Raw genomic sequence first — 14,403 nt, forward strand, 5'->3', positions numbered from 1 at the left:
CTCCCAATTGAAATAATGACCTAAAATAAAATCGACACTTAAGCCTTCTTTGTATAATGCGTTTAGTGTATCGAAATCACAGGTGAAACGCTGCTGAATTCTCTTTCTAGAAAGTGAGGTAAGCTTAATTAGTTCGATAAAATTGTCGCTAAAGCGTTTGTAAAATTCCTTGGCAATTATTTCTCTTTCTGTAACTGATTTCTCCGGAAACGCAATACTTAGGTTGCCCAAAACTACACTTCTTCTATATTTAATTACGCGATATAGAAGGAAGGCGCACAAATCACTTATACCATATAGTACCCAAAAGGGTAGTAGGGAAATTAAATACAAAAAGATATAAACGAAATAGTACATCTATTATTCGTAATGTTTTGGTTTACAGAATTACATTTTGCAATAATGCACTCTTGTTGGGATAATCGGTATTGAAATGTAATCCACGGCTTTCTTTACGAAATTGCGCACCTCTTACAATTAAGAAACCTACAGTGATTAAATTTCTGAGTTCACATAGTTGTGGGGACACCTGTGTAGACTTAAATAATGTTTCTGTTTCTTCGAATAATAAGTCCAGACGGCGCATGGCGCGTTCTAACCTTATATTATTACGTACAATACCCACATAATCACTCATTATCTGTTCCAATTCTTTTACGCTTTGCGTAATCAAGATCATTTCTTTGGGTTGTGACGTACCCTCTTCATTCCACTCACGCAACTGCATGGTATTGATATAGTCAATTGCTTTTTTTAGATTTCCTTCTTCTGAAAGCTTTACTACATCATTATAGGCACGATGGCTAAACACCATGGCTTCTAACAAACTATTGCTGGCAAGCCTGTTTGCACCGTGTAAACCGGTACTACTACATTCTCCGCAAGCGTATAAATTAAGGATAGAAGTACGCGCCCATTCATCCGTTTTAATGCCCCCACAACTATAATGGGCTGCAGGTGCTACGGGAATCATTTGTTCAAAAACATCTATACCGATACTTAAACATTTTTCATAAATATTGGGGAAATGGTGAAGAAATTTTTCTTTATCCAAATCTCTACAATCAAGAAATACATGTTCAGTTCCATATTTCTTCATTTCACTATCAATAGCCCTTGCCACAATATCGCGTGGAGCTAAGTCTTTTCTTTCGTCATATTTTCCCATGAAGGCTTCCCCGTTCTTGTTGCGCAATACTGCGCCTTCGCCTCTTACCGCTTCTGTAATTAGAAACGCCGGAGACTCGCCGGGCTTAAACAATGCAGTCGGGTGAAATTGAATAAACTCCATGTTTTCAATTCTTCCTTTCGCCCTATAAGTCATGGCAACACCATCTCCTGTGGCAACTTTTGGGTTGGTAGTTGTGCGATACGCCTGTCCACAGCCACCTGTGGCTAGCATGGTGACGGGTGCTAATATTTTTTCAATTTTATTTGTTTGATGATTTAAGACATACACGCCATAACAGGTAATATTGGGGGTAGATTTGGTAACAAGATAGTTTAGGTGATGCTGTGTAATGAGTTCCACCACATAGCAATGCTGAATGAATTTAATATTGCTATGCCGCTGAGCCTCCTCAATTAATGCCCTTTCTATCTCTTTACCTGTAACATCTTTGTGGTGCAGTATTCTGAATTCACTATGACCACCTTCGCGACCTAAACTGTACTCGCCATTTTCTTCTTTATCAAAAGATGCACCATAGTCAATAATCTCCTGAATCCGTTCTGGGCCTTCTGTTACGACTATATTTACGACTTCTTCATTACAAAGTCCGTCGCCGGCAACTAACGTGTCTTGAATATGTTTTTCAAAACTATCCTTCTCCTCGTCCCACACGCCCGCTACGCCACCTTGCGCATACTGGGTATTGGTTTCCTCTGAAGAAGCCTTCGTAATAACTGTAATTTCCTTGTCAGGAAATTTTTTGGCAATCTTAATGGCATACGTAAGACCCGCAATGCCGGAACCTATTACTAAAAAGTCTGTCTTCATGTTTTCTTCAATTCCTGCAAATTTACTTATAAAAACGATCTTTGGGAAAACAAAAAAGCAGTTGCCAATAGACAACTGATTTTTTGTTTTATTCGAGTTTTTATCTTAAAGATTTACACTCTTTCTTCCTTTTAATAAATAGATAGAATAGTAGATGACATGAAATATTACCATCACTATAGAAAAAGTAAATAATGCTGTACTACTGTCATCTGCATACAAATGATGACAGATTGCTAATATAACAAGTAACAGTGTTAAGATAAGGCCACATAAAGATGTTATTCTATAACTTTTATGATGTGTCGCTGAAGAATCATTTTTATTTAATTCACTCTTACGAATACCTCGGGAGAGATAGATATCTAAACCGATCATCATCCAAACGACCAGACGCATCCAAGTATCTAGGGGTAAAAATACCATCATAAACAAACAAACAAGTACGCCCAAAATAGGTACATAAGGTACAAATGGTACGCGGAATGCACGTGGCGCATCTTTCATGTTTTTGCGCAGTACCAATACGCCGATACACACTAAGATAAAGGCGAATAAGGTACCAATACTTGTCATTTCTCCTACAATACGACCTGGAATAAAAGCTCCAAAAGCACTTACCAAGAGCATAAACAATAAGTTTGATTTGTAAGGAGTGCGATGTTTCGGATGTAGTTTTGAAAATATACTAGGCAATAAACCATCTTTACTCATTGAATAAAATACACGGCTTTGACCTAAAAGCATTACCAAAATAACAGAAGAGTAACCCAATAATATAGCAATATTGATAGCAATATTTAACCATGGATAATCAGGTGTTACAACGCCATTTGCTCCGGCATGTCCCATTTGTTGAATGGCAATGGCAACGGGAGCTAGATCTCCACTTCCACCCGTGTTGAACATATGGTAATTGGCCACCCCTGTCATTACATATGCAAAGGCAATATATAAAACCGTACAGATCAATAATGAACCCAGAATGCCTATTGGCATTGCTTTAGCAGGATTTTTAGTTTCTTGTGCAGCGGTAGAAACTGCGTCGAAACCAATATAAGCAAAGAAAACGACGGCTGCGGCGCGTACAATACCCGACCAACCAAAGCTACCGAAAGTGCCGGTATTGACAGGAATCAAAGGGTGAAGATTTTCCGGACGTACATAATGTATACCGATGGCTATAAAAATAATTACGATACTCACTTTTATCGTAACGATAATGCCGTTGACCCAGGAAGACTCGCTCGTGCCTCTAATGAGTACCAATGACATTACTACAACAATAAATACAGCAGGCAAATTTAGAATACCAGGTATGGCGTCAAATGGAGTAGCCATCAATGCATGTGGTAAAGCCACCCCAAAAGATTTGAAGAGCTGTACTAGATAGCCTGACCAACTGGAGGCAACAGTAGCAGCTCCTACTGCATATTCCAACACCAAATCCCAACCAATAATCCATGCAATAAATTCACCCATTGTGGCATAAGAATAGGTATAAGCGCTTCCTGCCACCGGAATCATAGAGGCAAACTCTGCATAACAAAGGCCGGCAAAGGCGCAACCTAATGCTGCAATGATAAAAGAAATCATAATGCCCGGACCTGCATAATTGGCTGCGGCAACGCCGGTAATCGAAAATAACCCGGCCCCAATGATAGCACCAATCCCCAATGCAATTAGAGATCGGGCACTCAATGTTTTCTTTAGTCCATGTTCTGTATCCGATGATTCAGCAAGTAAGGAACTAATTGATTTTTTGACGAATAAACTCATAGATATTTTTTGTTCTCAGTTAATTAGAAGTCGGAAAATTAACGATTTATTTTTAAGGTTACCTAATTAATAAAGTGTTTTTTGTACAGTGAATATTTCTTTAGTGCATAAATACGAATAAATGTTAGGTTTGTGTATATTGCAACATTTTTAAATTATTCGATTGCTCAATTTATCTTTTTTTGATGAAGAACGCTAAAAACAAACTTACCTTATACATCATATATGGAATGGTATTGGGTGTTATTATTGGTTATCTTGCTTATTTATTTCTCCCAAAATTGTACTTACCGGCATTTACAAGCAATGCTAATTTATTGACAACCGTCTTTTTGCGTTTAGTGCAAATGGTTATTGCGCCCCTGGTCTTTTGTACGCTCATTGTAGGCATTGCTAAATTGGGAGACATAAAAGCTGTTGGTCGTGTCGGCGGAAAAGCGATGTTATGGTTTGTCTCTGCTTCTATTATCAGTTTATTCATTGGTTTGATAATGGTACACCTCACGCATCCTGGGAGCGGCATTAACTTAGGCAGTGTTAACCCCAATGATGCAAAAGACATTATTTCTAATACACAAAATTTCTCCTCTACTAATTTTATAAATCATTTAGTTCCTAAAAGCGTGGTAGAGGCGATGGCTTCTAATGAAATATTGCAGATAGTCATATTTGCTGTGTTTCTTGGTGTGGCTTTGGCTTCGATGGGTGAAAAGGCAAATTCTGCTGTGAGGGCTTTGGATACTTTTTCGCATGCCATATTAATAATGGTAAATTATGTGATGTATTTTGCTCCATTAGGTGTATTGGGCTCTATTGCTGCTACAATGGCGGTAAACGGTCCGGCTATCTTTTTATTTTATGGTAAATATTTATTTTGGTTTTTAATCACCATCATCATTTTATGGTCAGTAATGATTTTGGTAGGGTCTATTATTCTGAAAAAACGACTACTTCCTTTATTGAGGGCGATAGTTCAGCCGATGATTGTGGCTTTCAGTACTACCAGCAGCGAAGCCGTGTTTCCTGTCTTGACTGAAGAGCTGGAAAAATTTGGCTGTAACAATAAAATCGTTGCATTTGTGTTGCCATTGGGATATTCTTTTAATTTAGACGGAAGCATGATTTACATGACTTTTGCCAGCATGGCTATTGCCCAGGCTTATGGTGTCCATTTGGATATTGGAACCCAAATAACTATGCTTTTCGTACTGATGCTGACGAGCAAAGGTATAGCCGGAGTCCCACGTGCTTCATTGGTAGTGGTAGCCGCATCCTGCGCGATGTTTAATATTCCCCCGGAAGGCATTGCGTTGATTTTGCCTATTGATCATTTCTGTGATATGTTGCGCACAATGACCAACGTGGTTGGCAACGCTTTATCTACCGCATCGGTGAGTAAATGGGAGAGAGCTTTGGAGCCTGCAAGGGAGCAAATAGTAATTTAATGATTTATTATAATATTTTGCATTTAAAATGCTATTGCATTCATTAAATTTGTCCATCCATATAATTATTTCAAGAATTCTCCTTTATGCTAAATTCTATCCTGCTAAGTTTTGATTGGAAACAATTACTCAATCCTGAGTTTTATATCTTTCCGGGTAGTCTTTGGCTTATTATGTTTATCATCTTTGCTGAAACTGGTCTGTTTATTGGTTTTTTCCTGCCTGGTGATTCTTTGTTATTTGTTGCAGGTATTTTTAGTGAGAAGTTAATCGCTTCATCCGCTATTGATTTTAGCAATTCACATTTGAATTTGATAGAATTAATTGTACTGATATGTATTGCAGGTATAATTGGTAATTTCTTTGGTTATTGGTTTGGCTTAAAGAGCGGGCATCTTCTTTTTAAAAAAGAAGACACCTGGTATTTTAAGAAAAAACATTTGATGCAAGCACATAATTTCTTCGAAAAGCGTGGTGGGAGTGCACTTATATTTGCGCGTTTTCTACCCATCGTTCGCACATTTGCTCCGATTGTTGCGGGCGTTGTAGAAATGGATAAGAAAAAATTCATGCTCTACAACATTATTGGCTCAGCAGCTTGGGTAGCATGTATGGTTGCAGCCGGTCATTATTTAGATGCCTTTGTAGAAGAGAAATATGGTATTCAATTAACCGATCATTTAGAGTTGATTATAATAGTGCTTGTATTGATTACCACTGCGCCGGTTATTATAAAAATGATTACACACGGAAAACAGAAAACTGTAAATGGAGGCGTGGAGTAATTAAATATGTCATCTTCGGCTTGCAGATTGCCAACTCTATAGCTACCGGAGTTACATTCCTATGTTGCCTGATTTAGAAAACTTATCCATATTATAGGAATGTTGTGGATTATTGACCGTAATGCAGACGAAAGAATTACTCGATCGCCATAGGACACAATAATCAGAAAGAATTTGTTGGTAATAAACATACAGCAAAGTGCAATTAACAAATTAACATGAAAGAGTAGCAAGAGAAATTGGCGCAAGTAAAGAGTGACTTAACCATACTTCAATTAGCATACATCAATATTCATTCAATTGAAAATTTCTTCCAATATTTTGATGACTTAAAAGAAGAACACAAACCAGTAATAATCGAAAAAGATGATTTTCTGATTGATAAAGATGCAAGTAAAGATATTTAATTGGCCATATGCTCATCCCGTTGATAAGATGTGATATTAAAATATACTTATCATAATGGAAGTTTAATTTGCTCTTCAACTTTCCTTTTTATAAAATTGCAAAATACTTATCTTCGCTGCCTATGCAAAAAGAAGTTGTTTTAAGTGGCATCAGGCCCACGGGTTTTTTACATCTCGGAAATTATTTTGGAGCGATGCGCAATTATGTGCGTATGCAAGATGAATTTAACTGTTACTTTTTTGTTGCTGACTGGCATAGCCTTACTACGCACCCCGACACCAAAGCATTAAAAGCAAGTGTTCATAGAGTCATCGCAGAAAATATTGCTTGCGGATTAGACCCGGAAAAAGTATCCCTGTATGTACAAAGCGACGTGCCTGAAATTGCGGAATTGTATTTGTATCTGAATATGCTTGCCTATAAAGGGGAGTTGGAAAAGGTGCCTACATTTAAAGACAAAGTGCGTTTACAACCCGATAACGTAAATGCAGGATTGCTTACTTATCCGGTGTTGATGGCGGCAGATATTCTAATTCATCGCGCTGTAAAAGTTCCCGTTGGTAAAGACCAAGAACAGCATTTGGAAATGGCACGCAATTTTGCAGATCGCTTTAATCATAGATATGGAGAGGTTTTTCCGCAGCCCCGTCCCTTTAACTTTAGCAATAATCTAGTCAAAATTCTTAGCCTGGATGGTAATGGAAAGATGAGTAAGAGCGAAAACCAAATGGCGACCATTTATCTCTCTGATGATGATGAACTTATCAGAAAGAAAATAAAGAAAGCAAAAACAGATGAAGGTCCTTCCCATGATAATGCGGAGAAGCCCGACTATATACAAAATCTTTTTACATTAATGGAATTGGTAAGTACTAAGGAGGTAGTGGAGAAATTTGAAGCGGATTATAACCAGTGCAACATCCGATATGGTGATATGAAAAAGCAATTGGCGGAAGACATGGCAATATTTATTAAGCCCATTCGTGAAAAAGCTGCTACTATTCAGAACGATAATGCTTATCTTCAAAAAATAATGCGTGAAGGCGCTGAAAAGGCTAGGGTAAGTGCCAAAGCTACAATTAATGTTGTTCGTGAAAGTATGGGGGTGAAGTATTAATGTGCGTGTTGAAGAATTGGAGCATTTAAGAGACAGAAAATAGAAGGATTTGAATCTAGTTGTATTTAATTCACAAAGGACGTGTAAAACTTATATCACAAATGGCGAAAGCAATTAAGAATAAACCAAAACATATAGCTGTAGCTGGCAACATCGGTGCAGGCAAGACAACGCTTACTCAGTTGTTAAGCAAGCATTATAAATGGATCCCTCAGTTTGAAGATGTAGATCACAATCCATATTTGAGCGATTTTTATGATGATATGTCTCGTTGGAGTTTCGAATTGCAAATTTATTTTTTGAATAACCGTTTAAAACAATTATTAGAGATCCAAAATGGCACGGAAACCGTTATTCAAGATAGAACTATTTACGAAGATGCTAATATTTTCGCGCCAAACTTACACGATATGAGTCTGATGAGTTCACGTGACTTTAATAACTACTATAGTTTTTTTAAGACACTAAAGTCAATGGTGAAGCCGCCGGATTTATTGATTTATCTTAAGGCGTCGGTACCGGCATTGGTCGCTCAAATACAAAAACGTGGACGTGAATACGAAGACAATATTCGATTGGATTATTTAAAAAAGCTGAATACGCTTTACGACAAATGGATTGATAGCTACAAGGAGGGTCCTTTGTTGGTGATAGATGTTGACAACGTTAATTTTGCCGAAAATGAAGAACACTTAGGTGAAATCTTTACAAAAATAGATGGGCTTTTGTACGGGCTTTTTTAGCCATCGTTGAGATATAGTCCATTTTCTCGTTCCTTATGGGAAGGATCTTCTATCATTTTTTGCTATTCACTGAAAACAACAATGAGCTTAAATCAAAAAATTAGTTTTATTACTATTGGCGTAAAAGATTTACAGAAAATGAAATCTTTTTACAAAGATATTTTAGGTTGGCAAACTGAGAAAGACGAAGACGGTATTGTATTTTTTAAGATGAATGACGGTTTGATTTTTTCGTTGTTTCCCGAAAGTGAACTGGCTGATGATATAGGAACCATCCATACTTCAGACGCGTATAAAAATTTTTCTTTCGCGATTAACTTACCTTCACAAAAAGAAGTAGATGATTTTTTTCAGATCTTGATGGAAAAAAAGGTCGCTATTCAAAAGATGCCGGAGCCTGTTTTCTGGGGTGGCTATCGTGGTTATTTTGCTGATCCCGAAAATAATTTTTGGGAGATAGCGTATAACCCCTTCATTTAAACGTTGAAATTGAAGGTGTTTGATCTATGATTTAAGAAAAGATTCGGCATTTATCCGTCCTAGTTTATCTTTAATAAAAGACAATACTCATAACAATTAACATGAAACTGCATTATCAAATCATAAATTCTGAATTTAAATATCCCTTCACAATTTCTAAAGGAAGAACTAAAACACATCAGCCTGCTTTAATTGTGTCCTTATCCTTGGGCAATTTTACGGGTTGGGGCGAGGCGCCGGCGATAACTTATTACGATATCTCAGTAGAAAAGATGGTGGAAGATTTGACTGCTAAGAAATTATTTATCGAAAAATTCGCGCTTACCGAACCTGAAAGATATTGGCATTACCTGCACCACCTCCTTCCTCAAAATCCTTTTCTTGTCTGTGCATTGGATATGGCTTGTTGGGACCTGTTTGGAAAGCTGGAAGGGCAACCTTTGTATAAATTGTGGCAAACTGAATGGCAAAATATTCCGCTGACTGACTATACTATTGGCATTGACTCTATCGAAAAAATGAAGGAGAAAATAAAAGAAAATCCCTGGCCGGTTTATAAAATAAAATTGGGTACCGACAAAGATATTGAAATTATAGAGTCGCTCCGATCTTGCACGGATAAGCCTTTCCGGGTGGATGTAAATGGTGGCTGGTCTTTATCTGAGGCCTTGGAAAAAATTCCACATCTGGAAAAGCTGGGAGTGGACTTGATCGAACAACCATTGGCTAAAAACGATTGGGAAGCAATGAAAGTACTTTACGAAAAGTCTTCTTTGCCTCTTTTTGCAGATGAAAGTTGCGTGTTTGAAAATGATGTCGAAAAATGCGCCGGACATTTTCATGGCATCAATATAAAATTGACAAAATGTAGCGGGCCTACGCCTGCTTTAAGAATGATAAAGAGAGCACGCGCGTTAAATTTGAAGGTAATGATGGGTAGTATGAATGAAACCTCTGTTGGTTCTGCAGCGATTGCTAATTTTTTACCTCAATTAGATTTTGTTGATATGGACGGGAAATTATTATTGCAAACAGATATTGCCGAAGGGTTGGATATGGAGGCTGGTTTTGTGACCTTACGTTACCCGTCAGGGCTAGGCATTGCCGTCAATGGATTCCAGTAGTTTTGTTTTATACGGAGATAGATTTACAAAATCTTTTCTAATAAATATTTTGTGTTTTTGCGTTTTGGCGCTACTTTTATGAAAACGTTTTCAAATTTTAGAGCAGAACAAACTTGCATTATCAGCATGAAATCGCTTAATGGACTAACCTATTTGGTTATGAATTGGCTTTTTTAATAAAAAAACTAGATGGCAAAAATACCAAAAATAGAAAGTGCAAATACTATTTTGCATGTTGCAGAAGCATCAGGTTTGTCTCCTGCTACCATTTCTAGAGTTTTGAATAATCATCCTTACGTAAAAGAGGCGACTAGAAAAAGGGTATTGGATGCAATCGAAAAATTAAATTACCACCGAAATAATATAGCATCCGGATTGCGTAGCAATAAATCACACGCCATAGGATTAATCGTGCCGCGTATTTCTATGACTTTTCAATCAGAAGTAATTACTTCTATTCAAAATCATTTATACAAACATGGCTATAATTTAATGATTTGTCAATCTAATGATTCCTTGCAAATGGAACGGGAAATGGTTAAGACTTTACATTCCACGAGAGTAGATGCCGTTATTGCTGCCTGTACATTAAATACCACTGATTTTAGCCATTTTGATTTTTTGATGAAAAGCGGCATTCCTGTTATTTTTTACGATCGTGTACCTACAACAAAAACTGCGGCAACACTTATAAAAGGAGATGATTTTCGTGGCGGGTATCTTGCAACATCGCATTTAATAGAAATTGGTTGTAAAAACATCGCACATATTTCCGGTCCACTGAGTTGCAATTTGTACCAGGATCGTTTAGCGGGATTTAAAAAGGCAATGCAACAAGGGAATTTAAAAATTAATGATAAATGGATGTTTTATCAGGAACTAACTTATGAAAATGCACGCGTTGCTGTGAAAAAAATGTTGAGTGGTAATGAGCGTCCAGACGCAATTGTTGCCGATAATGATACCTCTGCAATTGCTGTATTGGAATATGTGAAAGAAATAGGATTGAAAGTTCCAAATGATTTGAAGATTGTAGGTTATTCCAATGATTCAAGAAGCGCAATTATTAGCCCGTCACTTACAACTATAGAACAGTTCCCGGCATTGATGGGACAGAAGATTGTAGAGGCGTTGATGGTTTTATTAGGCAATAGTGGAACCAATACGACAATGACTCAAGAGCCAACGGTTATACCGGTGCAGCTTATTAGAAGATTGTCTGCTTAGCCATGTATATGTTGGTTCGCTGGCAGCAATAGGTATGTCTTAGAGAATACATAAAATACGGGATAAAAAAAGTAAAGACTAAAAATTTAAAACAAAAACTATGATTAGAAAGAGTTGGTTAATTGTTGCAGTCACTCTGACACTTGGATGTTCCACCGCGAAAAAAGCGCAAGATAACAGTGACAAGGCACTTCAGCCGAAGGAAGTCATGTCGGTGATGCAAAGGGTCGCAGATTGGCAAATAGCAGAAATTAGCGAACATCATATTGTTTCAGACGATTGGACTTATGGCGCATTGTATACAGGTATTCTTGCTTATGGTAATTTAACGGGAAACAAAAAGTATGACGACTTCTTAATAGATATTGGTAATAAATTAGACTGGAATACTGGCAAGCGCCGTTTTATGGCCGATGATTATTGCGTTGGGCAGATGTATTCTATATTGTACAGTAAATACAAAAAGCCAAAAATGCTAGAGAAATTTATTCCACAGGCAGACAGCATTATTGCAAAACCGCATACGGAGTCTTTGGTGTTTAAAGGAGATAGTGCCAATCGGGAGTGGGCATGGTGTGATGCGTTGTTTATGGGACCTCCATCATTAGCCTATTTGGCTACCGCCACTAAGAATTTAAAATATCTGAATATTGCTAATAAACTTTGGTGGAAAACTACAGACTTCTTGTATGATACGACAGCGCACTTATATTATCGTGACAGCCGTTACTTTGATAAAAAAGAAGCGAATGGTAAAGAAGTATTTTGGTCTCGCGGTAATGGGTGGGTCATGGGCGGTTTGGTAAGAATGCTCGATAACATGCCGACGAATTATCCGGATAGAGCGAAGTATGAAACGTTGTATCGACAAATGGCCCAAAAAGTAGCCTCCCTGATAACCGCAGATGGTACCTGGCATGCGTCTTTACTTGATCCCGCTTCTTTCCCTTCTAAAGAAACCAGCGGCTCTGGATTTTACTGCTATGCATTGGCCTGGGGTATAAGACATGGGCTATTGCCCTACAAAGAATATTTTCCCGTGGTAAAAAAATCTTGGGATGCTTTAGTGTCTTGTGTTCATCCCAATGGCAAATTGGGATTTGTACAAGAAATAGGTGCAGCACCAGGCAAAACCACTTTTGACGATACGCAAGTATACGGGGTTGGCGCATTTTTATTAGCTGGTACAGAATTGTATCTCTTAGAAAGACATAAATAATTGAAATAATTGAAAAAAAAGAAACAATGAGTTTAGCAACATTTTTTGGATTGGAAGGTAAAACAGCAATCGTTACCGGCTCAAACAAAGGCATTGGAAAAGCAATGGCTATTGCGCTGGCAGAGGCGGGTGCCGATATAATAGGTGTGTCATCTAGTTTTCCGGAAAATTCTGAAACAGAAACAACCATAAAAAAGTTAGGCCGAAGATTTACAAAATACAATGCCGACTTTTCAAGGCGTGAACAGGTGTACGCTTTTATAAAAAATGTAAAGGCGGATTTTGGAATAATTGATATTTTGGTAAATAATGCAGGTACAATCATGCGTGAGCCTGCCGCCAATCACAGTGATGAATATTGGGATAAAGTTATTTCAATCAATTTAGATACGCCATTTATTTTGGCCAGAGAATTCGGAAAAGACATGATAGAAAAGGGGAGTGGTAAAATAATTTTTACTTGTTCTATGCTTTCTTATCAAGGGGGGATAAATGTTCCGGGATACACAGCCAGTAAATCCGCGGTTGCCGGTCTGGTAAAGGCGTTGGCCAATGAGTGGGCGTCAAAAGGTGTGAATGTAAATGGTATTGCACCTGGTTATATTGCGACGGATAATACAAAAAACCTAATGGCCGATGAAACTCGGTCAAAATCCATATTAGAAAGAATTCCGGCAAACCGTTGGGGAAACCCCGAGGATTTGAAAGGGGGGGTTATTTATTTGGCCTCGGCGGCCTCAAACTATGTAAACGGAACAATCTTAAATATCGATGGCGGCTGGATGGGACGATAATCGAATAATCATCTAATCATTTAATCAATAAAAATTTAAAAAATGGAAGTAAGATTTCAAAATAGCCCTAAAGAAACTAGGGAAATGAATACGGCAGCTTTAAGAGAAAATTTTCTTATCGAAAAGCTCACACAGGAAGATAAACTCAAACTTGTTTATAGTCACTATGATCGGGTGATTATTGGTGGTGTAAGCCCGGTGGGTAAAAAAGTGTCTTTAGAAAATGAGCAGGAGTTGAAAGCGGCATTTTTCCTTGAAAGAAGAGAGCTCGGCATTGTAAACCTCGGTGGTGCCGGCATGGTAGAAGCTGGCGGTCAGTCTTATGACTTGGATAAATTAGATTGTCTATATGTGGGAAAAGGAGTGGAAAACGTTTCTTTTGCCTCAAAAGAAGCAGGCAATCCTGCCATTTTTTATATGCTTTCAGCACCAGCACATATGACGTATCCCACCACAAAATATACGAAAGAGCAAGCTGCAGGTGGTGCTACAGGAAGTGTAGAAACGGCTAACAAGCGAACAATTTATCGTTACATTCACCAGAAAGGAATACAGAGCTGTCAATTGGTGATGGGGCTGACTATTTTAGAAACCGGTAGTGTATGGAATACAATGCCGTCGCATACACATACCAGGAGAATGGAAGCCTATTTTTATTTTGATGTCCCCCAAAATCAAAAAGTTATTCATTTAATGGGGGAACCTTCGGAAACCCGACATTTAGTCGTTTCCAATAATGAAGCAATTATCTCAGCTCCTTGGTCTATCCATTCCGGTTGCGGCACTTCTAATTATGGTTTTGTTTGGGGTATGGCCGGTGAAAACTATACTTATGAAGACATGGATATGGTAGATATTAATACCTTGAAATAATCATTTAGATCAGGGAGGATGCTGTAAAAGCGTTTTCCATTTTATTGATTAAATTAAAAAAAGAAAAATGAAACGTTTTATTATAATCTGCATTACAATGCTTAGCCTAACAACTTCTGGTAGTTTATTCGCGCAAAAGAAAGCAGAACGTCAGGTGAAAGCGGTGGTGGAACAATTCAAAAATGCCTTGGTAACTGCCAACGATGCTCAATTACATGCGCTTACTTATCCGGATTTGAAATATGCACACTCCACTGGAAAGGTGCAAAATCAACAAGAATTTATTGATGGGATTACTTCCGGCCGTTCTGATTTTTTGCATATTGATTTAAAAGATCAAACAATCGACATTGTTTGCCATACGGCAACGGTTAGACACTTGCTTTCTGCCAAGACTTTCGATAGTAAAG

General features: G+C 37.8%; 15 protein-coding genes. 12 read left to right on the forward strand and 3 right to left on the reverse strand.

Annotated elements, in window-relative coordinates:
* The 3 genes from ACQR30_RS16220 to ACQR30_RS16230 form a co-directional block, all read right to left on the reverse strand.
* Positions 1-357, reverse strand: a 357-nt coding sequence (locus ACQR30_RS16220; RefSeq protein ID WP_429736803.1) for a lysophospholipid acyltransferase family protein, incomplete at its 3' end; no start/stop codon positions are given.
* 22 nt (positions 358-379) lie between these two features.
* On the reverse strand, positions 380-1,999 hold the full coding sequence (gene nadB, locus ACQR30_RS16225) for an L-aspartate oxidase (RefSeq protein ID WP_429736804.1): 1,620 nt from the start codon (positions 1,997-1,999) through the stop codon (positions 380-382).
* A 105-nt stretch (positions 2,000-2,104) separates the two neighbouring features.
* Positions 2,105-3,778 (reverse strand): amino acid permease, encoded by a 1,674-nt coding sequence (locus ACQR30_RS16230; RefSeq protein WP_429736805.1) that lies wholly within the window; start codon positions 3,776-3,778, stop codon positions 2,105-2,107.
* A 185-nt stretch (positions 3,779-3,963) separates the two neighbouring features.
* On the opposite strand from ACQR30_RS16230, the gene ACQR30_RS16235 reads away from it, so the two are divergent.
* From ACQR30_RS16235 to ACQR30_RS16290, 12 genes are all read left to right on the forward strand, one after another.
* Entirely contained in the window at positions 3,964-5,223 is a 1,260-nt protein-coding gene (locus tag ACQR30_RS16235) for a dicarboxylate/amino acid:cation symporter (RefSeq protein ID WP_429736806.1), read from the forward strand.
* Positions 5,224-5,309: 86 nt separating this feature from the next.
* Positions 5,310-6,008, forward strand: coding sequence for a DedA family protein (locus tag ACQR30_RS16240; protein WP_429736807.1), 699 nt, complete (start codon positions 5,310-5,312; stop codon positions 6,006-6,008).
* A gap of 239 nt (positions 6,009-6,247) precedes the next feature.
* On the forward strand, positions 6,248-6,415 hold the full coding sequence (locus ACQR30_RS16245) for a hypothetical protein (RefSeq protein ID WP_429736808.1): 168 nt from the start codon (positions 6,248-6,250) through the stop codon (positions 6,413-6,415).
* A gap of 122 nt (positions 6,416-6,537) precedes the next feature.
* Positions 6,538-7,533, forward strand: coding sequence for a tryptophan--tRNA ligase (trpS, locus tag ACQR30_RS16250; RefSeq protein WP_429736809.1), 996 nt, complete (start codon positions 6,538-6,540; stop codon positions 7,531-7,533).
* A 101-nt stretch (positions 7,534-7,634) separates the two neighbouring features.
* Positions 7,635-8,276 (forward strand): deoxynucleoside kinase, encoded by a 642-nt coding sequence (locus tag ACQR30_RS16255; RefSeq protein ID WP_429736810.1) that lies wholly within the window; start codon positions 7,635-7,637, stop codon positions 8,274-8,276.
* Between the two features lie 81 nt (positions 8,277-8,357).
* Complete coding sequence (locus ACQR30_RS16260) at positions 8,358-8,756, forward strand: VOC family protein (RefSeq protein WP_429736811.1); 399 nt, start codon at positions 8,358-8,360, stop codon at positions 8,754-8,756.
* A 101-nt stretch (positions 8,757-8,857) separates the two neighbouring features.
* Entirely contained in the window at positions 8,858-9,880 is a 1,023-nt protein-coding gene (locus ACQR30_RS16265; protein ID WP_429736812.1) for a dipeptide epimerase, read from the forward strand.
* A 189-nt stretch (positions 9,881-10,069) separates the two neighbouring features.
* Complete coding sequence (locus tag ACQR30_RS16270) at positions 10,070-11,107, forward strand: LacI family DNA-binding transcriptional regulator (RefSeq protein ID WP_429736813.1); 1,038 nt, start codon at positions 10,070-10,072, stop codon at positions 11,105-11,107.
* Positions 11,108-11,207: 100 nt separating this feature from the next.
* Complete coding sequence (locus tag ACQR30_RS16275) at positions 11,208-12,326, forward strand: glycoside hydrolase family 88/105 protein (RefSeq protein WP_429736814.1); 1,119 nt, start codon at positions 11,208-11,210, stop codon at positions 12,324-12,326.
* 26 nt (positions 12,327-12,352) lie between these two features.
* Positions 12,353-13,120: a 2-dehydro-3-deoxy-D-gluconate 5-dehydrogenase KduD gene (gene kduD, locus ACQR30_RS16280; RefSeq protein ID WP_429736815.1), complete on the forward strand. Its 768-nt coding sequence runs from the start codon at positions 12,353-12,355 to the stop codon at positions 13,118-13,120.
* Positions 13,121-13,162: 42 nt separating this feature from the next.
* Positions 13,163-13,993: a 5-dehydro-4-deoxy-D-glucuronate isomerase gene (gene kduI / locus ACQR30_RS16285; protein ID WP_429736816.1), complete on the forward strand. Its 831-nt coding sequence runs from the start codon at positions 13,163-13,165 to the stop codon at positions 13,991-13,993.
* A 67-nt stretch (positions 13,994-14,060) separates the two neighbouring features.
* A partial coding sequence (locus ACQR30_RS16290) for a nuclear transport factor 2 family protein (RefSeq protein ID WP_429736817.1) occupies positions 14,061-14,403 on the forward strand: 343 nt, incomplete at its 3' end.

This window comes from Arachidicoccus sp., assembly GCF_050436765.1.
In the GTDB taxonomy this organism is placed as follows: domain Bacteria; phylum Bacteroidota; class Bacteroidia; order Chitinophagales; family Chitinophagaceae; genus Arachidicoccus.